Genomic DNA, 24,131 nt, shown 5'->3' on the forward strand with positions numbered 1-24,131 from the left:
CCGTGTTGCTGTCGCTGTTGCCGGTGTCGGGGTCAGCCGCAGACCGTTCCCGTCTTCGGCACGGTGCCGTCCAGCAGATAGCCGTTCACGGCACCCCGTACGCACGCGTTCTTGCTGTCGTACGCCCCGTGGCCCTGGCCCTTGTACGTCAACTCGACGCCGACGCCCTTGCCCAGTGCCTGCGCCATCTTCCGCGCTCCTTCGTAAGGCGTGGCCGGGTCGCCCGTGTTGCCGATGACGACGATGGGCGGCGCGCCTTCGGCGCCGACGTTCGGGTGGTCGGCCTGGCCCTCCACCGCCCAGTCCGTGCAGCCGACCATGCCCCAGGCCAGGTAGTCGCCGAACAGCGGTGACGCCTCGCGGAACCCGGGGAGCTTCTGCTCGACGTACTCCCTGGTGTAACGCGCCTTGTCGTCCGCGCAGTTGATGGAGACGTTGGCCGCCTGGATGTTGCTGTACTCGCCGTCCTCGCCGCGTCCGTTCATCGAGTCGGACAGGGACATGAGGATCTTGCCGTCGCCGTCGTACGCCTCTTCGAGCCCTTGCGTGAGGTACGGCCAGAAGTCCTTGGAGTACAGGGACTGCGCGATGCCGTTGGTGGCGGCGGTCTGGGTCAGCTCGCGGGGCGGCAGGCCGGTGATCGGCTTGCTGTCGAGGTCATCGAGCAGCTTGGCGATCTTGTCCTTGACGTCCTGTTCGGTGTCGCCGACGGGGCAGTCCGTCACCTTGGAGGTGCAGTCCTTCGCGAAGTTGTCCAGCGCGAGCTGGAACCCCTTCGCCTGGCCGAGGGAGCCCTGTTCGGCCGTCTGGGTGGGGTCGACCACCGCGTCGAAGACGGCCCGGCCCACCTTCTTGGGGAACAAGTGGGCGTATACGCCGCCGAGTTCGGTGCCGTACGAGATGCCGAAGTAGTGCAGCTTGTCATCGCCGAGCACCTGGCGCATCAGGTCCATGTCGCGGGCCGCGTCGGTGGTGCGCACGTGGGGGAGCGTCTTGCCGGAGTTCTTCTCGCAGGCACCGTTGAACGACTTCACGTTCTCGACGAGCTTCTTCTTCTCGGCGTCGTCGTCGGGGGTGGAGTCCTGCTGGAAGTACTCGTCCAGTTGTTCGTCGTCCTCGCACTTGATGCCCGCGCTGCGGCCGACGCCGCGGGGGTCGAAGCTGACCAGGTCGTAGCGGGTGCGCAGCTTGGCGTAGTCCGCGCCGAAGGCGGGCAGCGTGGTGACGCCCGAGCCGCCGGGGCCGCCGAAGTTGAAGACCAGGGAGCCGATGCGGTCGTCATCGTCCCCGCTCGTCTCGGCCCTGATCAGCGCGATGTCGATCGTGTCGCCCTTGGGGTCGGCCCAGTCGAGCGGCGCCTTCATGGTGGCGCACTGCCACTCGGCTCCGCCGGGCAGCGGTGACGGGGCGCCTCCGCCGCCCTCGGCGGCCGAGGGCGCGGGGCAGTCCTTCCAGCTCAGCTTCTGGTCCGGCAGGGCCTCGTCCTTGGAGTCGCTGCCGCCACAGGCCGCGAGCGTGGCGACGAGCAGGGCGGCGGTGGCGGCCACGGCGGTGGTGCGTGGCGGGGACTGTGTGGGCATGTCCCCATCCTGCGGGGGCTCCTGATGGCGCGCTCGGGGCGCGGGCCGTGTGGGTGAGTTTGCTGGCGGGGCGCCTCGGACCGTGTCGTGGGGCCGGGCCGCGGCGGTGTGCCCGCCTCGCCCCGGGCGGCCCCACCACCACGTCCACACTCCACCGGCACCCGCACCCCCGAGCCCACCCGCCGGGCTTCCGCCGGGCTTCCGCCGGGCTTCCGCGCCGCTTCCGCCCGGCTTCCGCGCCGCTTCCGCCCGGCTTCCGCGCTGCTTCCGCCGGGCTTCCGCCCCGCTTCCGCGCCGCCCCTGCCCCCGCCCCCGCCCCGGGGCAGGCCGCTCCCGCCGTGGGCGCTTACCGCTGTGGGCAATTGTTCCGCGGGGCGGAACGGGTGGGCACAGCCCCCGTCGCCGAGGGGCGGGGAGGGGACGCGGGTCACGGTGCGGGTGGGTGCAGCCGTGTTGCCGAGGGGGAGAGGTGGCGCGTCAGCCGCCGTGCGGGCGAGGCCGGGTCGCCGAGGGGCGGGGAGGGGGCGCGGGTCACGGTGCGGATGGGGGCAGCCGCGTTGCCGAGGGGGGGAGAGGCGGTGCGTCAGCCGCCGTGCGGGCGAGGCCGCGTCGCCGAGGGGCGGGGAGGGGGTGCGGGTCACGGTGCGGGTGGGTGCAGTCGCGTTGCCGAGGAGCGGGGAAGGGGACGCGGTCACGGTGCCGGTGGGCACAGACGCTTCGCCGAGGAGGAAGACGGGGCACAAGCCACCGCCCCGGTGACCTCAGCCTTCGGCGAGGGCAAGAGCGGCCCCCGTCCCCGTGGAAACGCACGCCGCCACCCCCACCCCCTCGTACGCCGCCCCACACAGCTGGATCCCGGCGAGCTTCCCGACCGCCTCCCTGACACGGGCAATCCGCTCCTTGTGGCCCACCCCGTACTGCGGAAGCCCCCGCTCCCAGCGCGTCACCCGCGCGGCGACGGGCTCGCCGATGGACCCGAGCGCCTGGTGCAGCTCGATGACGGAGCTGCGCACGAGGTGCCGGTCGGGCACGTCGAGCCGGTGTTCCTCGCAGACACGGCCGATCGAGGTGCGCAGCAGGAAGACGTCGGGCGCCGCCTCGCCCTGCCACCCCCACTTGGTGGAGAGGAACGTGGCGGCCTTGATGGTGTGGCCGTCGATGGCGGGCACCAGGAAGCCGTTGCCCTCGGGCAGCGCGTCACCCCGGGCGAGCGCCTTCGTGCGAGGGAACGCCATCGTCACCACGGCGGTGCTCGCGTGCTGGATCGCGCCGAGATCGGCATCGGCGAGCGGCGCGTGCGGACGCAGCAGCTCGGCCGCCTCGTACGCGGGCACCGCGAGGACCACCGCGTCCGCCTCCAGCAGGAGCGGCCCGTCACTGGTCACGGCGAGCACCCGCCACCGCCCCGCCGCGGTGCGTTGCAGTTCACGCGCGCGCGTGCCGGTCAATATCCGCGCGCCGCTCGCCTCGGCGACGGCCCGCGGCAGGCGCCCCGTGCCGCCGCGCAGCCCTTGGACGGGCACGACCCCGGGGCTCCGCGTCGCCCCCGGGGGCGTACGCGTCCTCCGCAGCGCGGACAGGAGCGGCTCGCCCCGCTCCGCGATCGCCGCCACCCTCGGCAGCACCGCCCGCAGCGAGAGCCGGTCGGGGCGGCCCGCGTACACCCCGCCGAGCAGCGGCTCCACCAGGCGGTCCACGGCCTCCTGGCCGAGTCGCCCGCCGAGGTACTCGGCCACGGACACGTCCTCCGTGAGCGCCTCGGCGGGCAGCGCCTCCTCGTGGCGGAGCCGGGCCGCGCCCTCCTCGGACAGCAGCCCGGTGCCCGTCAGCGCCTCGGGCTCGGTGGGGATGCCCATGACGTGGCCCCGCGGCAGCGGCCGCAGCGCGCCGCCCGACCACAGGGTGGTGGGCGCGGGCGCCGGGTCGCACAGCTCGGCGCCGAGACCGACGTCCTGGGCGAGCCGTACCGCTTCGGGACGCAGCGCCATCAGCGATTCCGCGCCCTCGTCGACGGGCACGCCCGCCAGCGTGCCGGTGCGCAGCTTGCCGCCGATGCGCGGGCCGCCCTCCAGGACGGTCACCTCCGCGTCGTCGCGCAGCCGCCAGGCGGCCGTCAGACCGCTGATGCCGCCGCCGACGACGATCACTGAACGCGTCATGCCGCGCTCCCTTCCGTGCGGGCGGCGCGCGCGGGACGGGCGGTCGCCGCGTCCGCGAGCAGCTCCCGCAGCTCGTCCTGGTAGGGGAAGCTGCCCGGCTCGTACGCGCACCACGGATCGGCGGTGAGCACCCGCCCCGTCGCCCCGTACGCGCGCGAACGGGAGCCCCCGCACACGGTGTTGAACTCGCAGCGCCCGCACGCGCCGCCGAGCAACGAGGGGTCGCGCAGCGTCGTGAAGAGCGCGGAGCCCCGGTAGATGTCGCCGAGCGGATGGTGCTTCACATTGCCCGCGGACAGCGGCAGGAAGCCGCTGGGGTGCACCTCGCCGGTGTGCGAGACGAAGACGAAGCCGCGCCCGGACGAGACGTCCATGGGTGGCCTGCGCACCGCGCGCCGCTCCCCGTCGTGCAGACCGAGCTCACGCGCGCGTGCCGTCAGACGCGCGTACAGGGGGCCCAACTCGGGCGTCTCGCCGTGCCGTTCCAGGATGGTCCGCTGGAGCGCCACCCGGCGGAAGTGATGGCCCTCGGTGGTCTTGGTGGCGAGCACCGCGCCCGTGTCGTACAGGAAGTGCAGGACGTCCTCGACCTCGTCGGCGCCGAGCGCGGAGAGCTGTTCGCCGCGCCCCGTCGGGACCAGCACGAAGCCGCTCCAGAGCATCGCGCCCTCGCGCCGCACCAGCGCCGCGATGTCCGCGAGGTCCTCCAGGCTGTCGCGGGTGACGGTGGTGTTGACCTGCACCTTCAGGCCCAGTTCGCGGGCGGTGCGCCAGCCGTCGAGGGTCCATTCGAAGACGCCGTCCACACCGCGGAAGGCGTCGTGGCGCGCGGGCGTCGACCCGTCGACGCTCAGGGACAGGGCGATGGCTCCCGCGTCCCTGACCGCCGTCAGATTGGCTCGGTCGAGCGTCGGCGTCCCGGAGGGGGAGACGGCGACGCGCAGGCCGAGCGCCGTGCCGTACGCGACGAGGTCGGTCAGGTCGGGCCGCTGGAACGGATCGCCGCCCGTGAGCACGAAGAGAGGGGACGGCTTGCCGAAGGCCGCGATCTGGTCCATCAGGCGGCGGGCGTCCGCTCCGTCGAGCTCGCGCGGGTCCCGCTCGGGCTGGGCCTCGGCCCGGCAGTGCAGACAGGCCAGCGGGCACGCGCGCGTGGTCTCCCAGATGACGATGAAGGGCCGCTCGTCGACGGCGTGCCGGGGCCGCCGTACGACGCGTGCGGGGCGTTCCCCCGCGCCGCTCATGAGACGCGCTCCCAGCCCCGCTCGGGCTTGCGGTTCGCGAGCTGGCGGGGGTCCTTGCCGCGGTAGACGACGTACGGCCTGAAGAGGTACCTGAAGGGGGCGCTGACGATATGCGCGAGCCGCGAGAAGGGGATCAGCGCGAACAGCGCGAAGCCGAAGACGACGTGCAGCTTGAAGGCGAGCGGCGCCGCGCCCATCAGGTGGTAGTCGGGCCGGAGCGTGAACAGGCTCCGGAACCAGACGGAGATGCCCTCGCGGTAGTTGTAGTCGGTGGCTCCGGAGGAGTTGAGCACGGTCGCGACCAGGCCGAGCAGCATCGCGCCGAGCAGGACCGTGTACATCACGTGGTCACTACGGAGAGTGGCCTTGCGTACGGCGGGCACCCGCAGGCGCCGGTAGACGAGGATGCCGACGCCGACGGCAGCGGCGAGCCCTGCGACGGCGCCTGTGGAGACGGCCATCAGGTGGTACGCGTGATCACTGACGCCCACCGCGTCCGTCCAGCTGTCCGGGATCAGCAGCCCGACGACGTGCCCGAGCACCACGAACGCCATCCCGAAGTGGAAGAGCGGCGAACCGATCCGCAGCAGGCGCGACTCGTGCAGCTGCGAGGAGTGCGTGGTCCAGCCGAACCGGTCGTAGCGGGCCCGCCACACCAGGCCCGCGATGAGGAGCGTGACGGCGACGTAGGGCATGACGCCCCACAGGAGGAGGTCCATTACGCCGGGGTCCTTTCCGGGACGGTGGGCCAGGGGAGTTCGGTCCCGAGGCCGAAGGGTTCGAGCCCGACGCTCTCGCGCGGCGGCCCGCTGCGGGCCAGTGCCTTCGCCTCGGCGCGCGTCTTCGGAGAGGGCCCGGGGAGCGTTCCGCAGACCGCTTCGAGCACGCGCGCGTAGGGCGTGCCGACGTCGGTGACGGCAAGGCGGAGCAGCTCGAGTCCGGCGCGGTGCTCCTCCAGCAGGGCGGTGCCCGCGGCCTCTTCGCGGGCGGCGAATTCGAGGAGCACGGGCAGGAAGTCGGGGAGCTCCTCGGAGGTGAACTCCAGGCCGTGCTCGCGGTAGACCTGCTTGACGCGCACCAGGGAGAGCCCGCGGTTGCGGGTGTCGCCGTCGGACCACCAGGTGAGGTAGAGGCAGCGGCGGTTGCGGGTGTCGAAGACGTCCGTGTAGTGCGCGGCGAGGTCCAGCGGCCGCTGCCCACGCGCGTGGGCGATGAATTCCCGCAGGGCGGGGTGGTCCACCGCCTCGTGGAGCAGGTCCAGATCCGCGTAGAGGCGCTCGTCGGGGTACTGGAGGAGCCGTCCCGCGACGAGCCTGACGAGGGCCTCGGGGGTCATGCGCTCCTCCGGGTGGGGCTGAGGTTGAGCAGGACGCGCTCTCCGGAGGCGTCGCCCGGGGCGTCGGCCACCGGACAGCCGCCGGCGGCGTCCTCGAAGGGATGCGCGTCCGCGAGGGCGTCCGCGTCGGTGCGGGCCGCGGTCGGGATCACGTACCTGTCCTCGTACTTGGCGATCGCCAGGAGACGGAACATGTCCTCCATCTCCTGTCCGGTCAGGCCGACCGCCGCGGCGATGGACTCCTCGCGCTCCTGGCCGAGGTTGATGCGGCGCATGTACGCGCGCATGGCGGCCATCCGGCGAAGGACCGCCTCCACGGCGTAGGTGTCGCCCGCCGTGAGCAGCGCGGCGAGGTACTCCACCGGGATCCGCAGCGCGTCGATGGCGCCGAACAGGTTGCCCGCGTCCTCGCCGTCCTGCCCGGCGGCGGCGACCGCCTCGACCACCGGGGAGAGCGGCGGCACGTACCAGACCATCGGCATCGTGCGGTACTCCGGATGCAGCGGCAGCGCCACCTGGTACGTCCTGATCAGGTCGTACACGGGGGAGCGGCGGGCCGCGTCCAGCCACTCGTCGGTGATGCCGGACGCGCGCGCGGCGGCCGCGACCGCCGGGTCGTGCGGATCGAGGAAGCACTCCAACTGGGCCGGGTAGAGGTCGTGTTCGTCCTCGACCGCGGCGGCCTCGGCCACCTTGTCGGCGTCGTACAGCATCACGCCGAGATAGCGCATGCGTCCCACGCACGTCTCGGAGCAGATCGTCGGCATCCCGGCCTCCACGCGCGGGAAGCAGAACGTGCACTTCTCGGCCTTGCCGGTGGAGTGGTTGAAGTAGACCTTCTTGTACGGGCAGCCGGTCACGCACATCCGCCAGCCCCTGCACCGGTCCTGGTCGACCAGGACGATGCCGTCCTCCACGCGCTTGTACATCGCTCCGGAGGGGCACGAGGAGACGCACGCGGGGTTGAGGCAGTGCTCGCAGATCCGCGGCAGGTAGAACATGAAGCTCTGCTCGAACTCGAAGCGGATCCGCTCGCCGACCTCGTCGCGGATCTTCTCGACCAGCGGGTCCTTGGGCGCGTGCTCGGGGGCGCCGCCGAGGTTGTCGTCCCAGTTGGGGCCCCACTCGATGGTGCCGATGGACTCGCCGGTGACCTGGGAGACCGGCTTGGCGACCGGCATGTCGTCACCGGCCGGGGCGTCGGTGAGGTTCTTGTACTCGTACGTCCAGGGCTGGTAGTAGTCCGAGAGCTCCGGCAGTTCGGGGTTGGCGAAGATCTGGCCGAGCCGCTTGAGGCGCCCTCCGGCCCGCAGGCGCAGCCGCCCGGACCTGGTCCGCTCCCAGCCGCCCTGCCAGCGCTCCTGGTCCTCCCAGCGGCGCGGATAGCCCTGTCCCGGGAGCGTCTCGACGTTGTTGAACCAGACGTACTCGGTGCCCTTGCGGTTGGTCCACGCCTGCTTGCAGGTGACCGAACAGGTGTGGCAGCCGATGCACTTGTCGAGGTTCATCACCATCGCCACTTGAGCCATGACGCGCATCAGTAGGTGACCTCCTGGTCGCGGCGGCGGATGACCGTCACCTCGTCGCGCTGGTTGCCGGTCGGGCCGAGGTAGTTGAAGGCCCAGGTCAACTGGGCGTAACCGCCCACCAGATGAGTGGGCTTGAGCATGATCCGGGTGAGCGAGTTGTGGATGCCGCCCCGGCGGCCCGTCGTCTGCGTCTTGGGGACGCCGACCGTGCGCTCCTGCGCGTGGTTCATGTAGACCGTGCCGGGCGGCATCTTGTGCGAGACGATCGCGCGGGCGGTGATGACGCCGTTGCGGTTCACGGCCTCGACCCACTCGTTGTCGCGGACGCCGACGGCCTCCGCGTCCTGCGGCGACATCCACACGGTCTGACCGCCGCGTCCCAGCGACATCATGTAGAGGTTGTCCTGGTACATGGAGTGGATCGCCCACTTGTTGTGCGGGGTCAGGAAGCGCACCGCGACCTCACGGCCGTCCGTTTGAGAACCCAACTCGGGCTCTCCGTAGAGGCGGTGCATGTTCAGCGGCGGCTTGTAGACGGGCAGTGACTCGCCGACCTCGTGGATCCAGTCGTGGTCGATGAAGAAGTGCTGCCGCCCGGTGAGCGTGTGCCAGGGCTTCAGGTGCTCGGTGTTGACGGTGAACGCGGTGTAGCGGCGCCCGCCCGACTCGCTGCCCGACCACTCCGGGGACGTGATGACCGGCACCGGACGGGCCTGGGTGTCCGCGAACGTGATGCGCTTGCCCTCGGCCTCGGCCGCCAGGTGCGCGAGCTCCGTCCCCACGCGCTTCTCCAGGGTCCTAAAGCCCTGGGTGGCCAGGCGGCCGTTGGAGGTCCCGGAGAGCGACAGAATCGCCTCACAGGCCCGCTGAGCGGTGTCGAGACGCGGCCTGCCGTCCGCGACACCGCCGCGCACCGTGCCGTTCTTCTCCTTCAGGTACGCGATTTCCTCGGAGACGTCGAAGGTGACCGCCTTCGTGGTGACCCCGAGCCCGTCGACCAGCGGGCCGAGCGCCGCGAACTTCTCCCCGACCGCTCCGTAGTCACGCTCCACGACGGCGAGGTTGTACATGGTGCGCCCCGGGACCGGCTCGCACTCGCCCTTCGACCAGTCGAGGGCGACCCCGCCGGGCTGGGCCATCTCGCCGCCCGGGGTGTCGTGCTGCAACGCCGTGGCGACCAGGTCGCGGCGTACGCCCAGGTGCTCGCCCGCGAGTTCGCCGAAGCGCCTGGCCACCGCGTGGAACGCGTCGTAGTCGGTGCGCGCCTGCCAGGGCGGGTCCACGGCCGGTGTGAAGGCGTGCAGGAAGGGGTGCATGTCGGTGGACGACAGATCGTGCTTCTCGTACCAGGTGGCGGCCGGCAGGACGACGTCGGAGAGCAGCGTCGTGGACGTCATCCGGAAATCCAGGCAGAGCAGCAGGTCGAGCTTGCCCTCGACGTCGTCGGCGTGCCACTTCACGTCGCGCGGCGCGCAACGCGGCCCGTCGTCGGGCAGGTTGGAGTGGGTGCCGAGCAGGTGCTTCAGGAAGTACTCGTTGCCCTTGGAGGACGAGCCGAGCAGGTTGGCCCGCCAGACGTTGAGCACGCGCGGCCAGTTGCCCGGCGCGTCGGGGTCCTCGCCCGCGAAGCCCAGCGTGCCCTCCTTGAGCTCGCGGACGGTGCTGGCCACCGGGTCGTCGGCGTCACCGAGGTCCAGTGGATTGCGGTCGAAGGTCGGGTAGGACGGCATCCAGCCCATCCGCGCGGACGCGGCCAGGCAGTCGGCGCCGGTCATCCCCTCGAAGCGCCCGTCGCCGAGCGGCGAGGCGAGGGACTCGGCGGGCAGCGTGTCGTAGCGCCACTGGTCGGTGTGGAGGTAGAACCAGCCCGCGCCGATCATGTGCCGGGGCGGCCGCGCCCAGTCGGACGCGCTCGCCAGCGTCGCCCAGCCGGTCACCGGGCGGCACTTCTCCTGCCCTACGTAGTGCCCCCATCCGCCGCCGTTGCGCCCCTGGCAGCCGGTGAGCGTGAGCAGCGCGAGGAAGGTGCGGTAGATGGTCTCGGAGTGGAACCAGTGGTTGGTGCCCGCGCCCATCAGGATCATGCAGCGGCCCTGCGACGCCTCGGCGGTCTCGGCGAACTCCCGCGCCACGCGCGTGGCCTGCGCCGCGGGTACCGAGGTCAGCGTCTCCTGCCAGGCGGGCGTGCCGGGCTGGGAGGCGTCTTCGTAGGAGTCGGGCCACTCACCGGGCAGACCCGCGCGCGGGACGCCGTACTGGGCGAGCATCAGGTCCAGGACGGTGGTGACGAGGCGGCCGCCGATCCGGCGTACGGGGACGCCTCGGCGGATGACGCCCTGGGCGTCGTCCTCGAAGCGGGGCAGCAGGATCTCCGCGCTCTCCGTGCCCTCTGCTCCCTCGGCGCTCTCCCCGTGCAGCGTGAGCCGGGGCACGGTGTCCCCGAGGTCGAGGTTCCAGTCGGGGGTCTTCGACTCGCTCCAGCGGTGGCCGAGCGTGCCGCCCGGCACTGTCGGCTCGCCGCTCGCGTCGTCGATCAGGACGGTCTTCCACTGGGCGTTCTCCGTCTCCTCGCCCAGATCGGCCGCGGTGAGGAACTTGTGCGGTACGAGGCCCTTGTCGGTCTCGTCGAGAGTGACCAGGAAAGGGAGATCTGTATAACGGCGTACGTAATCCTCGAAGAACGGCGTCTGCCGCTCTACGAAGAATTCCTTGAGAATGACGTGCCCCATGGCGAGGGCCAGTGCGCCGTCCGTGCCGGGGTGCGGATGCATCCACTCGTCCGCGAATTTCGTGTTGTCCGCGAAGTCCGGCGACACGGTGACGACTTTCTGCCCCCGATAGCGCGCCTCGGTCATCCAGTGCGCGTCCGGCGTCCGCGTCACCGGGACGTTGGAGCCCCACATCATCAAATAAGCGGCGTCCCACCAGTCACCCGATTCCGGCACATCGGTCTGGTCGCCGAACACCTGCGGCGAAGCCACCGGGAGATCCGCGTACCAGTCGTAGAAGGAGAGCATCGGGGCGCCGATGAGGGAATGGAAACGCGCGCCCGCGGCATGCGACGCCATCGACATCGCGGGAATGGGGGAGAAGCCCGCGACCCGGTCGGGGCCGTGCTCCTTGATGGTGTGGACGTGCGCGGCCGCGACGATCTCGACGGCCTCGTCCCACGTCGCCCGCACCAGGCCGCCCTTGCCGCGCGCCCGCTGGTACGTCCTGCGGCGCTCCGGATCGGCCTGGATGTCCGCCCAGGCGAGCACCGGGTCCTTCAGCCGGGACTTCGCCTCCCGGTACATCTCCAGAAGGACGCCGCGCACATGGGGATGGCGCACGCGCGTCGGCGAATACGTGTACCAGGAGAAGGAGGCGCCGCGCGGACATCCCCGGGGTTCGTATTCGGGACGGTCGGGCCCCACGGACGGATAGTCCGTGGCCTGCGTCTCCCAGGTGATGATGCCGTCTTTGACGTACACCTTCCAGCGGCACGAGCCCGTGCAATTCACGCCGTGCGTGGAATACACGACCTTGTCGTGGCTCCATCGGTCCCGGTAGAAGGCTTCGCCTTCCCGGCCCCCGACGTGCTGCACCCGGTGCAGATCATCGGACGTCTCGGCGGCACGGGAAAAGAAACTTCCGGCCTTCACAAGCGTCTCCGCGACGTCTTTTCTCTGCTGCAACGTCACATCTCCTGGGCGTCCCGAAGAAAAGGCCGCACGGCACGTGCCGCCTGCACCGACCCTAAGCCTCAATTCCGTTGCCACCCCGGGGACTTAGGTCCCGTAAGGGCGTGACCTCCTGCCGGAATTCCCCGGGCCCTGTGCTGCCAGACTGGACGCATGGCCAAGAAGAAGAGGGGCGTGCTCCGTATCTGGCTGCCGAACCAGCACGGTGCGTGGGCGATGCTCGCGGTGCCCTTCGTAGCGGGCGTCTTCCTCGCCGACGGCCCCGGAGCCGGGCCCCGGTGGGCCCATCTGCCGCTCTTCGCCGCCTGGTTGACGGGGTACGTCGCCGCCTTCCACGGACAGCAGTGGCTCAGGCTGCGCCGCCTCTCCCGCAACCCGCGCGCCCCGCGCCGCCACGTGCGCCCCGCCCTGGGCTCCGCGGCGCTCTGCGCGGCCTGCGGAGTGCCGCTCCTGTTCGGCTACCCGTGGCTGCTGCTCGCGGCGGCCTGCGCGGCACCCTTCGTGGCGCTCAACACCTGGTACGCGTGGCGGAACAGGGAACGGGCGCTCCTCAACGGCCTGGTGGCGGTGGTCCCCGCCTGCGGCATGCTCCTGGTGACCCTGCGGATGGGCGGCGGCGACCTCGCCGACGGCCTGCGCCCCGCCCTGGCCTGCCTGCTCTTCTTCGTCGGGACGGTGCCGTACGTGAAGACGATGATCCGCGAGCGCGGCTCACGCGCCTACTACCGGGCGTCGGTGACCTACCACGCGCTCGCCGTGCCCGCCGCGTACGCGCTGAACCCCTGGCTCGCGGTCCCGTTCGCGGCCTACCTCGTCCGCGCGGCGCTGCTGCCGGGCAGGGGCGTGAAGGTGCCGGTGGTGGGCGCGGTGGAGGTCGTGGGGGCAGTGCTGCTGCTGGTGGCACTCCTGCTGCTGTTCTGACGTGGGCGTCCCGTCAGGGGCGCGGGGAACTGCGAGCCAAGCCCCCACGCACCCGCAGAAAACCCCGCCCCCCGCCCCCCCAGCGGAGCGCTAAAGCAGTCCCTTCCTTGTGAGGTGGTTGAAGAACAGCCACCCCGGAAGCACCGGCAACCACAACGTGAGAAGCCGGTACAGCAGCACAGCGGGCGCCGCCACGTCCCGGGGCACGCCCACCGCGATCAGACCGAGCGTCAGCGTCGCCTCGACCGCGCCCACACCGCCGGGAGTCGGCGCCGCGGAGCCCAGCGCGTTGCCCGCGAGGAAGACCACCGCGACGCTGGCCAGACTCAGGTTGGTCATCTCGTCGCTGCCGAACGCCCTGACCGACGCGTCGAGACAGAGCACGAAGAGGAGCGTGAGCAGCAGCATGCCGCCGAGACCGGTGAGCAGCTTCTGCGGCCGCTGGAGCACGTCCAGCATGCGCGGCACGACACCGGCGAAGAGCGAGCGCACGCGCGTGACGACGAATTTCCGCAGGAACGGGATCGCGGTCACCACGAGGACGAGCACCGCGACCGAGAGGAGACCGGCGATGACGGTGCGGGACGGCGTGAACGACGGCGTCTTCTCCGTACCGGTCAGATAGCCGAAGACGAGCAGCAGCATGATGTGCGAGCCGAGCCCGAAGAGCTGCGAGGCGCCCACGCTCGCCACCGCGAGCCCCGACCGCACGCCGGAGCGCTGCAAGAAGCGCGTGTTGAGCGCGACGCCGCCGACCGCGGCGGGCGCCACGATCTTCACGAACGACCCGGCGACCTGCGCCGCCACCGTCCGCAGGAACGGCACCCGCTCCGGCACGAAGCCGAGCAGGCTCATCGCGGCGGCGAAGTAGCTCAGCGCGGAGAAGCCCACCGCGGCGGCCACCCAGCCCCACTGCGCCTGCTGGAAGAGCGTGCCGAACTCGACGTGCGTGAGCTGCGACAGCAGGAAGTACGCGCCGATGGCACCGGCGATGAAGCTCATCAGCGTGCGCGGCCTGATCCGTTCGAGCTGCGCGGGCTCGACCGGCGCGGTCGGGCGGATCAGCAGCACCTGGTGGCGGATCTGGGTGAGCAGATCCTCCTCGCGGGCCTGTTCGAGGGCCTCGTCTATGGCCTGCTTCTCGGCCTGCCGCTCCTGCTTGGCGGCCTGCTTCTCCTGCTTCTGGGCCTGCTTGCCCGTCTGCTCGTCGTCCGCCACGTGCGCGCGTGCGCCCTGCTTGGCCGTGCGGGACGCCTCGAGGACCGCCTCGCGCTCGCGCTGGGACCGCTCGCGGGCCAGTTTGCGCAGGGTGGCGCGGGTGGAGCGGGTGAGGGCGAGCGGCTGCAGCAGCGGCAGACAGTCGGCCACCGCGTCGGGACCGAGCACCTCGACGGCCGACGCCACCGCGCGCTCGGCGCCCACCCGCAGACCGACGGCGGTCAGGAGCTGGGCGATGTCCATGCGAAGCACCAGGTCGCCCGCGGCGATCTCGCCGCCGCGCAGATCGGTGAGGATCACCGTGCCGGAACGATCCACCAGAATCGCGTCTCCCGCGAGCCTGCGGTGTGCGATCCGGCGGGACTGGAGCGCCTGCACCTGCCGCCAGGTGTCGCGCAGCAGTTCGTCGGTGACGTCGTCGTCCGGCAGGGAGTCCAGGGACCTGCCGCCCATGTGCTCGTAGACGAGCATCACGGCGTCGGGGCCGAGCTCGGAGGTGGCGATCAGCTTGGGCGCGTTGGCCCCCGCCGCGATCGCCGCGTACGCGAGCAGGGCCTCCTGCTCCAGGGCCTGGCGCAGCGACTGCAGGCTGCGCCGCTGGGTGATCCCGCGCAGCGTGAGCCTGCGCCACACGCGGTAGAAGAAGCCCTGCGCCTGCTGCTCGCGGTCGATGACCGTGACATCGAGCGGAGGGCCGTCCTCCAACGTGACGAAATAGCGGCGTCCCCGGTCGCCGTGCTCGCTGTCGGGGGACTCCTCGCGCGCGGCGCTCACGGGGTGGAAGCCGACGTGCCGCAGGCCCGCGAGCAGGGTCTGCCCGGTGGGCCGCACGTTCGGCGAGCCGACCGCGTAGAGCGTGCCGTACGCCACGGCCCAGCCGATCAGCACCGTCAGGATGATCGAGAACGGCGTCGTATAGCCGGTGACCAGCATCGTGAAGGCGTCGAGCAGCAAGATCACGAACAGGACGAGGCGCCAGCGCGGCCGGCGGGACATGCCGACGGCCGTCATGTACGCGATGACGGGCGCGAGATAGCCGTGCACCGGGTCCGTGAACGCGTGGATGTCGGCGGGGGACGGCTTGGTGAGCGCGTCCTGGATGGATCCCGGTGCGGCCTTCGCGACCCAGAGGTCGGTGGCCAGCGTCACGCCGTGGGCGAGGACGGCGGCGAGCACGCCGTCGGCGATGCGCAGTCCGTCGCGTTTGATCAGCCGCTCGATGGCGAAGGCGACGGGGACGAGGAGGACCCCGATGCTCGCGACGAGACCCGCCACCTTGATCAGCAGATCGGGTGCCTGCTCGGTGCCCTTGTCGATGTCCTGTTCGAGCCCGGACGTCGTGCCGTGCGCGAACGCGGCGATCGCGAGCAGGACGGCGATGGCCAGCACGCCGACGAGCAGCCGCATGAGGTCGGAGGGGCGGTGCACGCGCGCGGCGAGGAGCGGTTCGTCGCGCTCCACGCGGTCGGTGTGCGCGCCGTCGCCGTCGAGGCACTCGGCGTCGTGGTCGGTCTGCCCCGCTGTCTGCTCGGTCCGCTCCGCGGCCTGCTCGGCCTGCTCGTTCTCGTTCTTCTCGGTCTTCAGGGCGCGCTCACCGGTGTCCAGGTGTGACTCGGACGCAGAGGTGCCCGCTTTCTCATCGGGATGCACGCCCTGCCGTTCCGTCGTCTCTTCTTGATCTCGTATCACCAGTCACCGCCCGCACGATGGTGGCATGCCAGGCCGCCGCAGGGGGGCAGCAGGGGGCAACGCAAGGACGCGAAGTGGTCACGAAACGACACTTTGTGGTCTGCCGCACAGAGCGCGGCACGTTCCGTTCCGAGCTCGTCGCGGTGTCGGCGGGGTGCGGCAGGATGGGCCGGATGAACGAGGAGAGCCGAAGGGAACAGGCCCCGTCCGACCATGCGGCGCAGGCGTTGCCGGAGTACGCGGAGCGGGTCCTCGATGTCGCGGAACTGATCCCTCCGGGCCGCGTGATGACCTATGGGGACATCGCCGAGTGGCTGGAGGAGGGCGGTCCCCGGCAGGTGGGACGGGTGATGGCCCTCTACGGAGGAGCCGTTCCGTGGTGGCGTGTCGTGCGCTCGGACGGAGTGCTTCTGCCGGGTCACGAGCTGCGGGCGCTGGACCGGTACCGCGAGGAGGGCACTCCGTTGCGACAGGCTTCGCGCGCCGCCCAGGGGCACGTGCCGAAGCTCGACATGCGCAGGGCGCGCTGGGACGGCGGTGACGGTGACACCGGTCACGGTGCCGACGACGACACGAGGGCCGGGACAAGGGTCGACACGGGGGCCGACACGAGGGCCGACACCACGGGGGGCGCTCGCCCGCAGGCTCCGGAGGCTCACACCTGACAGCTTCCGCCATCCCGCGGCCCGATGGGGGACCGGTGGCCCGTACGGGGGAAGCACCGCGTCCTCCGTACCCACTGGCGTAGCGTCGACAGCACGCATCCCCGTCATCCCTCGGCCACCGCCCGGCCGCTCATCGACCAGCACCCCCACCAGGACCGGCGACCCACGTGAGCTCCCCTTCTTCCGCCCGGCACATCCGACACCCATCGCACCACCAGGTGCGACAGGGGACCCCGGGTGCCTACCGACTGGTGCGTACCCTGCCCGACCGGCTGGATCCCCCTCGCTTGGACGCACGTCAGCGCGCGGTGGTTGACCACAGGGGCGGGCCGCTCCTCGTCCTCGCGGGACCGGGCACCGGCAAGACGACCACGCTGGTGGAGGCCGTCGCCGCCCGTGTCGCCGAGGGCGCGGACCCGGCGCGGATCCTGGTGCTCACCTTCAGCCGCAAGGCCGCCGTGGAGCTGCGCGACCGCATGGCGCTGCGCGTCGGCGCCGCGCGCGCCCCGCAGGCGACCACGTTCCACTCCTTCTGCTACGCCCTGGTCCGGGCCCACCAGGACGCGGACCTGTTCGTGGAGCCGCTGCGGCTGCTCTCCGGGCCCGAACAGGACGTGGCGGTGCGCGAGCTCCTCGCGGGCCAGCTCGACCTCGCGCAGGAGGGCCGCGCGCACATCCGCTGGCCGGACGAACTGCGTGCCTGCCTCACCACCCGCGGCTTCGCCGACGAGGTGCGCGCGGTGCTCGCCCGCAGCCGCGAGCTGGGTCTCGGGCCCGCGGCCCTCGACGACTTCGCCCGGCGCAGCGGCCGCCCCGACTGGGCCGCCGCCGCGTCCTTCCTCGCCGAGTACCTGGACGTGCTCGACATGCAAGGAGTGCTCGACTACGCGGAACTGGTGCACCGCGCGGTGCTCCTCGCGCGCCGCCCCGAGGTGGCACGGGTGCTCGGCGCGCAGTACGACGCGGTCTTCGTGGACGAGTACCAGGACACGGACCCCGCCCAGGTGCGGCTGCTGCACGCGCTCGCCGGGGGCGGCAGGCCCCTGGTCGCCTTCGGAGACCCCGACCAGTCGATCTACACGTTCCGGGGCGCCGACGTCAACGGCATCCTGGAGTTCCCGTACGCCTTCCCGCGCGCGGACGGCGCCCCGGCGCCCGTCGAGGTCCTGACGACGTCGCGCAGGTCCGGCGCACAGCTGCTCGCCGCGACCCGGCTGCTCACCCGCCGCATGCCGCTGACCAGGCTGCCCGCCGAGAAGGTGCGGGTCCACCGGGAGCCGACGCCGGTCCGTGACGGCGGCCGCGTCGAGGTCTACACGTACCCGACGGCCGGCACGGAGCTCGACAACATCGCGGACATCCTGCGCCGCGCGCACCTGGAGGACGGCGTCCCCTGGAGCGACATGGCGGTCCTGGTCCGCGCGGGCGCCCGCACGATCCCCGCGGTCCGGCGCAGCCTCAGCGCGGCGGGCGTCCCCCTCGACATCGACGGAGACGACATCGCACTGCGGCACGAGCCCGCGGTGGTGCCGTTGCTGTCGGCGCTGCGGGTGGTGGCGACGGCGGTGCTGGAGGAAGGACCCGACGCCCCACGCGCCGAAGCCACCGCCGACACCGGCACCGTGCCCGCCTGGCTCGACACCGAGACCGCCCTCACCCTCCTGACCTCCCCCCTGGCGGGCATGGACGCCGCCGACCTGCGCCGACTCGGCCGTGCGCTGCGCGAGGAGGAGCGCGCCGCGGGCAACCACCTGCCGCCGCCCTCCGACGAGTTGCTGGCCCGCGCCCTCGCCGAGCCGGAGCGGCTCGTCGCGCACGACCCGACGTACGCCCGCGGCGCCCAGCGCCTCGGCGCGCTGCTGCGCAAGGCCCGTGAGCGCCTCGCGGGCGGCGGTACGGCCGAGGAGGCGCTGTGGGAGCTGTGGGACGGCACACCGTGGCCCAAGCGCCTGGAGCGCACCGCGCGGCGCGGCGGCGCGTCAGGACGCAACGCCGACCGCGACCTCGACGCGGTGTGCGCGCTGTTCGCGGCGGCGGCCCGCGCCGAGGAGCGCACCGGCGGCCGAGGCGCCCTCAACTTCCTCGAGGAGACCGAGGCGCAGGACATCGCCGCGGACACACTCACCCGCAGGGCCGTGCGCCCCGATGCCGTACGCCTCATGACGGCGCATCGCGCCAAGGGCCTGGAGTGGCGCCTCGTCGTGGTCGCGGGCGTCCAGGAGGGCCTCTGGCCCGACCTGCGTCGCCGGGGCTCCCTCCTGGAGGCCGACCGCATCGGACGCGACGGCCTCGCCGAACCGCTCACGCCAGGAGCGCTCCTCTCCGAAGAGCGCCGTCTGTTCTACGTCGCCGCCACGCGCGCGCGTGAGCGCCTCGTCGTCACCGCGGTCAAGGCACCGGCGGACGACGGCGACCAGCCGTCGCGCTTCCTCACCGAACTCGGCGTTGAACCACGGGACATCACGGGCCGCCCGCGCCGCCCCCTGTCGGTCGCCGCGCTCGTCGCCGAGCTGCGCGCCACCACCGTCGACCCGCGCGTCTCGGAGGCCCTGCGCGAGGGCGCGGCCCAGCGCCTGGCCAAGCTCGCCGCGCTCGGTGACGCCGACGGGCGCCCCCTCGTGCCGTCCGCGCACCCCTACCGCTGGTGGGGCATGTACGAGCCGACGGCGAGCGAAGTCCCCCTGCGGGACCGGGACAAGCCGGTCGTGCTCTCCGGCAGCGCCCTGGACCAGCTCGCCAACACCTGCTCCTTGCAGTGGTTCCTTGGCCGCGAGGTGAAGGCGGACGCGCCCGCGACCGCCGCCCAGGGCTTCGGCAACGTGGTGCACGTCCTGGCCGACGAGGTCGCGTCCGGACGCACGCCCGCCGACCTCGCCGTCCTCATGGAGCGCCTCGACTCGGTGTGGGACGCGCTCGCCTTCGACGCGCCCTGGAAGTCGTCGCAGGAGAAGGAGCACGCGCGCGTGGCGCTCGAACGCTTCCTCCAGTGGCACGTGATGGACCGCGCGAGCCGCACCCCGCTCGCCAGCGAGCACGGCTTCGACGTGACCCTCGGAGCGGGTCCCTACGAAGTGCGGGTGCGCGGTTCCATGGACCGCGTCGAGCAGGACGCGGAAGGCCGCGCCTACGTAGTGGACTTCAAGACCGGCAAACAGGCACCGAGCGCCGCCGACGTGGCGCGCCACCCGCAGCTCGCCGTCTACCAGCTGGCGGTCCGCGAAGGCGCCGCGGACGACGTCTTCGGAGGCGTACGTCCCGAACCGGGCGGCGCCGAACTGGTGCAGCTGCGCCAAGGTGCCGCCAAGAAGAACGGCGGCGACGCCCTGCCCAAGGTCCAGGCCCAGGAGCCCCTCTCCGGAGAGTGGATCGGCGACCTCCTCGCGACGGCCGCGGGCAAGGTCCTGGACGAGCGCTTCACACCGACCACGGGCCAGCACTGCACGCACTGCGCCTTCCGCGCCTCGTGCAGCGCGCGCCCGGAGGGCCGACAGGTCGTGGAGTGACCCGCGCTACACGTGTGCGGTTGGTGGTGGAAGTCACGGTGGGCCGACCGCGTTCATAGCAGGCTCACAGGCCATCTAAGGTCTCGGTAAAGCTGAACAGTGCACTCAGCGGACCGTCCGATCGTGCACCTTTCCGAGGAGACATACACATGGCAGCCAACCGGAAGCTCCTGGCAGTGGCCGCCGCCGCCTGCGCCGCCGCCGTCATCGGCGTCACGGGCTGCAGCAGCGACGGTGACAAGGACCCCTTCGACGGCATGAGCGCCGACAAGATCGCCGAGAAGGCCTCCAAGGCGTCCAAGGACGCGGGGTCCTACCGGATGAAGGGCCAGATGAAGCAGAGCGGACAGACGAGCGACATCGAGTTCGCCGTCGCCAAGTCCGGTGACTGCAAGGGCACGATGGGCTCGGCCGAGACGGGCAAGGCCGAGTTCCTGGCCTCCGGCGAGTTCTCGTACACCAAGGGCGACGACAAGTTCTGGGAGTCCACCACCGGTGGTGGCGGCGCTGCCAAGCTCCTCAAGGGCCGCTGGATGAAGCAGTCCAACAAGGGGGGCAAGCCCGTCTGCAACCCGGACGACATGTTCAGCAACAAGAACCTCAAGAAGCTGAAGCGAGGCGACGACGCCGAGGTCGGCGGCGCGAAGGCGGCCGTCCTGACCCGCAAGAAGGGCAGCGAGACCACCACCTTCTACGTCGCCCTCGAAGGCAAGCCGTACTTCCTGAAGGTCGTGAACAAGGGCAGCGAAGGCCCCGGCACCGTGACCTTCAGCGACTACGGCAAGGCCGTCGACGTCAAGGCCCCGGCGGACAGCGAGGTCGTCGACCCGAAGAAGCTGGCCGCGGGTTCCTGACCCCACGCGTGCCCTGAGCGAGCGGTGGCCGCCCACGTCCGGTTTCGTCCCGGATGTCAGTGGCCACCGCTAGCCTCTCTGACGTGCCACCTCGCATCACCGACCCCGAGCAGCTCAAAGAGCTCCTCGGCATCCCGTTCACCCCGGAGCAGACGGCCTGCATCACCGCGCCGCCCGCCCCGCAGGTGATCGTTGCCGGAGCGGGGTCGGGCAAGACGACGGTGATGGCGGCCCGCGTGGTCTGGCTGGTCGGCACCGGACAGGTCGCCCCCGAGCAGGTGCTCGGCCTGACGTTCACGAACAAGGCGGCGGGCGAGCTCGCCGAGCGGGTGCGCCAGGCCCTCGTCAAGGCGGGCGTCACCGACCCCGAAGCGGTCGACCCGGACAACCCTCCCGGCGAGCCCGTCATCTCCACGTACCACGCCTTCGCGGGCCGCCTCCTGACCGACCACGGCCTGCGCATCGGCCTGGAGCCGACCTCACGCCTGCTCGCCGACGCCACCCGCTTCCAGCTCGCCGCGCGCGTGCTGCGCGAGGCGCCAGGACCCTACCCGGCGCTGACCCGGTCCTTCCCCGACCTCGTCAGCGACCTCCTCGCCCTCGACAGCGAGCTCGCCGAGCACCTCGTGCGGCCCGAGCGCCTCCGCCAGTACGACACCGAACTGCTGCGCGCCCTCGCGGACGCCAAGCTCAGCAACGCCGACCTGCGCAAGGTCCCGGAGACGGCGGCCGCCCGCCTCGAACTGGCCGAGCTGGTGGGCCACTACCGCGCCGCCAAGCGCTCCCGCGACCTCCTCGACTTCGGCGACCAGATCGCCCTGTCCGCGACGCTCGCCCGCACCCGCGGAGAGGTCGGCGAGATCCTCCGCGACGAGTTCCGCGTCGTCCTCCTCGACGAATACCAGGACACCTCGGTCGCCCAGCGCATCCTCCTGTCCGGCCTGTTCGGCGGCGGCACGGGCCATCCGGTGACCGCGGTCGGCGACCCCTGCCAGGCGATCTACGGCTGGCGCGGCGCCTCCGTGGCGAACCTGGACGACTTCCCCGAGCACTTCGCGTACGCCGACGGGCGCCCCGCCACCCGTCACGCGCTCAGCGAGAACCGCCGCAGCGGCGGCAGCCTCCTGGACCTGGCCAACGGCCTCGCGGAGCCGCTGCGCGCCATGCACGCGGGCGTGGAGGCCCTGCGGCCCGCGCCCGGCGCCGAGCGCGACGGCGTGGTGCGCTGCGCCCTCCTGCGCACGCACGCCGAGGAGATCGACTGGCTCGCCGACTCGATCGCCCACCTGGTGCGCACCGGCAAGGCGCCCGGCGAGATCGCGGTCCTGTGCCGCACGGCGACGGACTTCGGCGAGATCCAGGGCGCCCTCGTCGCCCGCGACATCCCCGTGGAGGTCGTCGGCCTCTCCGGACTCCTGCACCTGCCGGAGGTCGCCGACCTCGTCGCCGTCTGCGAGGTCCTCCAGGACCCGGGGGCCAACGCCTCCCTGGTGCGCCTGCTGACAGGACCCCGCTGGCGCGTCGGCGCCCGCGACCTCGCCCTCCTGGGGCGCCGCGCCCGCCTCCTCGTACGACACGGGCACGCCGCCCCCGACGACCCGGACCGGCGCCTCGCCGAGGCCGTCGAGGGGGTCGACCCGGCCGAGGTCATATCGCTCGCGGACGCGCTGGACACCTTCCTGGAGACACCGCTCACCGCGGACGACCCCTCCGGAGGGGACGACGGGCTGCCGTTCTCGGCGGACGCGCGGGTGCGCTTCGCCCGGCTCGCCGCCGAACTGCGCGAGCTGCGCCGCTCGCTGTCCGACCCCCTGATGGACGTGCTGCACCGCGTGCTGGCCGTGACGGGCCTGGAAGTGGAGCTCTCCGCCTCGCCGCACGCCCTCGCGGCCCGCCGCCGCGAGACGCTCTCCAACTTCCTCGACGTCGCCGCGTCCTTCGCCGCCAACGACCAGGGCGCCTCGCTGCTCGCCTTCCTCGGCTTCCTGCGCACGGCCGCCCAGTACGAGAAGGGCCTCGACAACGCCCTGCCGGGCGGCGAGAACACGGTCAAGGTGCTCACCGCCCACAAGTCCAAGGGCCTCGAGTGGGACGTCGTCGTGGTCCCCGGCCTGGTCAACGGCACCTTCCCGAGCGCACAGGGCCGCGAGAAGTGGACCGCCCAGGCCAAGGTCGTGCCGCACGAGCTGCGCGGTGACGCGGCCACGCTGCCCGACATCGACGCCTGGGACGCCAAGGGCATGAAGGCGTTCCACGAGGCGATGAAGGACCACCAGCGCACCGAGGAACTCCGCCTCGGCTACGTCACGTTCACCCGCCCCCGCTCGCTGCTCCTCGGCTCGGGCCACTGGTGGGGCCCCTCCCAGAAGAAGCCGCGCGGCCCCTCGGACTTCCTCCAGGCCCTGCACGACCACTGCGCGGCGGGCCACGGCGAGATCGAGGTCTGGGCGGACGAACCGGAGCAGGACGAGGAGAACCCGGCGCTGGAGGAGGCGACCGCCGACCGGGCCTGGCCGCTCCCGCTGGACGACGCCTCGCTGGCCCGCCGCCGCGCCGCCGCGCGGACGGTCCTCGACCACCTGGACCGCCTGACGGGGGAGAGCGCGCCCGAGCACGCCCGCTCCCACGAGGAGGCCCACCCGTCGGCACACGACGACGTGCCCCCGGCCGACGACCCCGAGTGGCCACCGCCACCTCCGGAGGACGAAGAAGAGGGCGGAGGGGCCGAAGCGGGCTCCTACGGAGAGGGTGGTCACGAAGACCCCGGTTACCCCGACGACGCCGACCCGGTGGACTGGGACTCCCTGGCGAAGGAGCGCCCGGCCGTCCCGCACCCCGCGGACGCCCCCGGCGCCGAGACCGCCCGCCCCGGCGCCCCCGCCGACGGCGGCCACGCACGCGTACCGCTGCCCGCAACCGCGCCCGACGCCCGCCCACACCCCGCGGAGCGCGTCCCTGACACCCGCCCCGCGCCGGACGGGCCCCGGGCCCGCCTCACCCCGGAGGAGGCCCGCACCCTCGCCTCCTGGGACCGCGACCTGGACGCGCTCACCGGCGAGCTGCTGCGCGCCCGCGAGGCCGTCAGGGACGTGCCCGTGCCGCCCTCGCTCACCGCGTCCGAGCTGATGCGCCTCGCCGCCGACCCCGAAGGGTTCGCGCAGGAGCTGGCCCGCCCCATGCCGCGCCCGCCGCAGCCCGCGGCCCGCCGGGGCACCCGCTTCCACGCCTGGATCGAGTCCCGCTTCGAAGCGCTGACGCTGCCGATGCTCGCCCCGGAGGACCTGCCGGGCGGCGGCCCCGACGAGGCCGAGATCGCCGACGAGCGCGACCTGGAAGCCCTCAAGGAGTCCTTCGAGCGCACCGAGTACGCCCACCGCACGCCCTACCGCGTCGAGGTCCCCTTCCAGTTCGTGATCGCGGGCCGCGTCGTCAGGGGCCGCATCGACGCCGTCTACAAGGACGGTGACGGGGACGACACGACGTACGAGATCGTCGACTGGAAGACCAGCCGCACCCACAGCGCCGACCCCCTCCAGCTCGCGGTCTACCGGCTGGCCTGGGCCGAGCAGCAGGGCGTGCCCCTGGAGTCGGTGAAGGCCGCCTTCCTGTACGTGCGCAGCGGCGAGACCGCGCGGCCCCGGAACCTGCCGGGCCGCGCCGAGCTCGAACGCCTGCTCCTCGAAGAACCGGACACCGCTCCGGACGCCGAACCGCGGGAAGAGCCGACCCCGGATGGCGGATAGGCTCGTG

At 72.3% G+C, this 24,131-nt stretch carries 12 protein-coding genes and 1 pseudogene; 5 read left to right on the forward strand and 8 right to left on the reverse strand.

Annotated elements, in window-relative coordinates:
* Nucleotides 1-32 precede the first annotated feature (32 nt).
* The 7 genes from KY5_RS26875 to KY5_RS26905 all read right to left on the reverse strand — a co-directional run bounded on the left by KY5_RS26875 (nucleotide 33) and on the right by KY5_RS26905 (nucleotide 11,492).
* Entirely contained in the window at nucleotides 33-1,580 is a 1,548-nt protein-coding gene (locus tag KY5_RS26875; protein WP_098244640.1) for an alpha/beta hydrolase, read from the reverse strand.
* 761 nt (nucleotides 1,581-2,341) lie between these two features.
* Entirely contained in the window at nucleotides 2,342-3,739 is a 1,398-nt protein-coding gene (gene hemG / locus KY5_RS26880) for a protoporphyrinogen oxidase (RefSeq protein WP_098244641.1), read from the reverse strand.
* The gene (locus KY5_RS26885; RefSeq protein WP_098244642.1) at nucleotides 3,736-4,983 is read right to left on the reverse strand and encodes a TIGR04053 family radical SAM/SPASM domain-containing protein; all 1,248 of its coding nucleotides are present in this window, start codon (nucleotides 4,981-4,983) and stop codon (nucleotides 3,736-3,738) included. Before KY5_RS26885 ends, hemG begins: the two co-directional genes overlap by 4 nt.
* A complete protein-coding gene (narI, locus tag KY5_RS26890; RefSeq protein WP_098244643.1) occupies nucleotides 4,980-5,702 on the reverse strand; it encodes a respiratory nitrate reductase subunit gamma in 723 nt (240 codons plus the stop codon). Before narI ends, KY5_RS26885 begins: the two co-directional genes overlap by 4 nt.
* On the reverse strand, nucleotides 5,702-6,319 hold the full coding sequence (gene narJ, locus KY5_RS26895) for a nitrate reductase molybdenum cofactor assembly chaperone (protein ID WP_098244644.1): 618 nt from the start codon (nucleotides 6,317-6,319) through the stop codon (nucleotides 5,702-5,704). The genes narI and narJ overlap by 1 nt, the downstream gene beginning before the upstream one ends.
* A complete protein-coding gene (gene narH / locus KY5_RS26900) occupies nucleotides 6,316-7,857 on the reverse strand; it encodes a nitrate reductase subunit beta (RefSeq protein WP_098244645.1) in 1,542 nt (513 codons plus the stop codon). The genes narJ and narH overlap by 4 nt, the downstream gene beginning before the upstream one ends.
* Nucleotides 7,857-11,492, reverse strand: coding sequence for a nitrate reductase subunit alpha (locus KY5_RS26905; protein WP_418952822.1), 3,636 nt, complete (start codon nucleotides 11,490-11,492; stop codon nucleotides 7,857-7,859). The genes narH and KY5_RS26905 overlap by 1 nt, the downstream gene beginning before the upstream one ends.
* Nucleotides 11,493-11,684: 192 nt before the next feature.
* Between KY5_RS26905 and KY5_RS26910 the strand changes: the two genes are divergently transcribed.
* Complete coding sequence (locus tag KY5_RS26910) at nucleotides 11,685-12,452, forward strand: YwiC-like family protein (RefSeq protein WP_098244647.1); 768 nt, start codon at nucleotides 11,685-11,687, stop codon at nucleotides 12,450-12,452.
* A 90-nt stretch (nucleotides 12,453-12,542) separates the two neighbouring features.
* On the opposite strand, the gene KY5_RS26915 is transcribed toward KY5_RS26910, so the two are convergent.
* The gene (locus KY5_RS26915) at nucleotides 12,543-15,359 is read right to left on the reverse strand and encodes a lysylphosphatidylglycerol synthase domain-containing protein (RefSeq protein ID WP_098244648.1); all 2,817 of its coding nucleotides are present in this window, start codon (nucleotides 15,357-15,359) and stop codon (nucleotides 12,543-12,545) included.
* A 164-nt stretch (nucleotides 15,360-15,523) separates the two neighbouring features.
* On the opposite strand from KY5_RS26915, the pseudogene KY5_RS26920 reads away from it, so the two are divergent.
* From KY5_RS26920 to KY5_RS26935, 4 genes and pseudogenes are all read left to right on the forward strand, one after another.
* Nucleotides 15,524-15,916: pseudogene (locus KY5_RS26920) on the forward strand (MGMT family protein); the annotation flags it as partial.
* Between the two features lie 275 nt (nucleotides 15,917-16,191).
* Entirely contained in the window at nucleotides 16,192-19,527 is a 3,336-nt protein-coding gene (locus KY5_RS26925; protein ID WP_098244649.1) for an ATP-dependent helicase, read from the forward strand.
* 149 nt (nucleotides 19,528-19,676) lie between these two features.
* Entirely contained in the window at nucleotides 19,677-20,381 is a 705-nt protein-coding gene (locus KY5_RS26930; RefSeq protein ID WP_098244650.1) for a hypothetical protein, read from the forward strand.
* Nucleotides 20,382-20,464: 83 nt separating this feature from the next.
* Nucleotides 20,465-24,124, forward strand: a complete 3,660-nt coding sequence (locus KY5_RS26935) for an ATP-dependent DNA helicase (protein ID WP_098244651.1) — start codon at nucleotides 20,465-20,467, stop codon at nucleotides 24,122-24,124.
* The last annotated feature ends 7 nt before the right edge of the window (nucleotides 24,125-24,131 follow it).

The organism is Streptomyces formicae, from assembly GCF_002556545.1.
Lineage (GTDB): Bacteria > Actinomycetota > Actinomycetes > Streptomycetales > Streptomycetaceae > Streptomyces > Streptomyces formicae_A.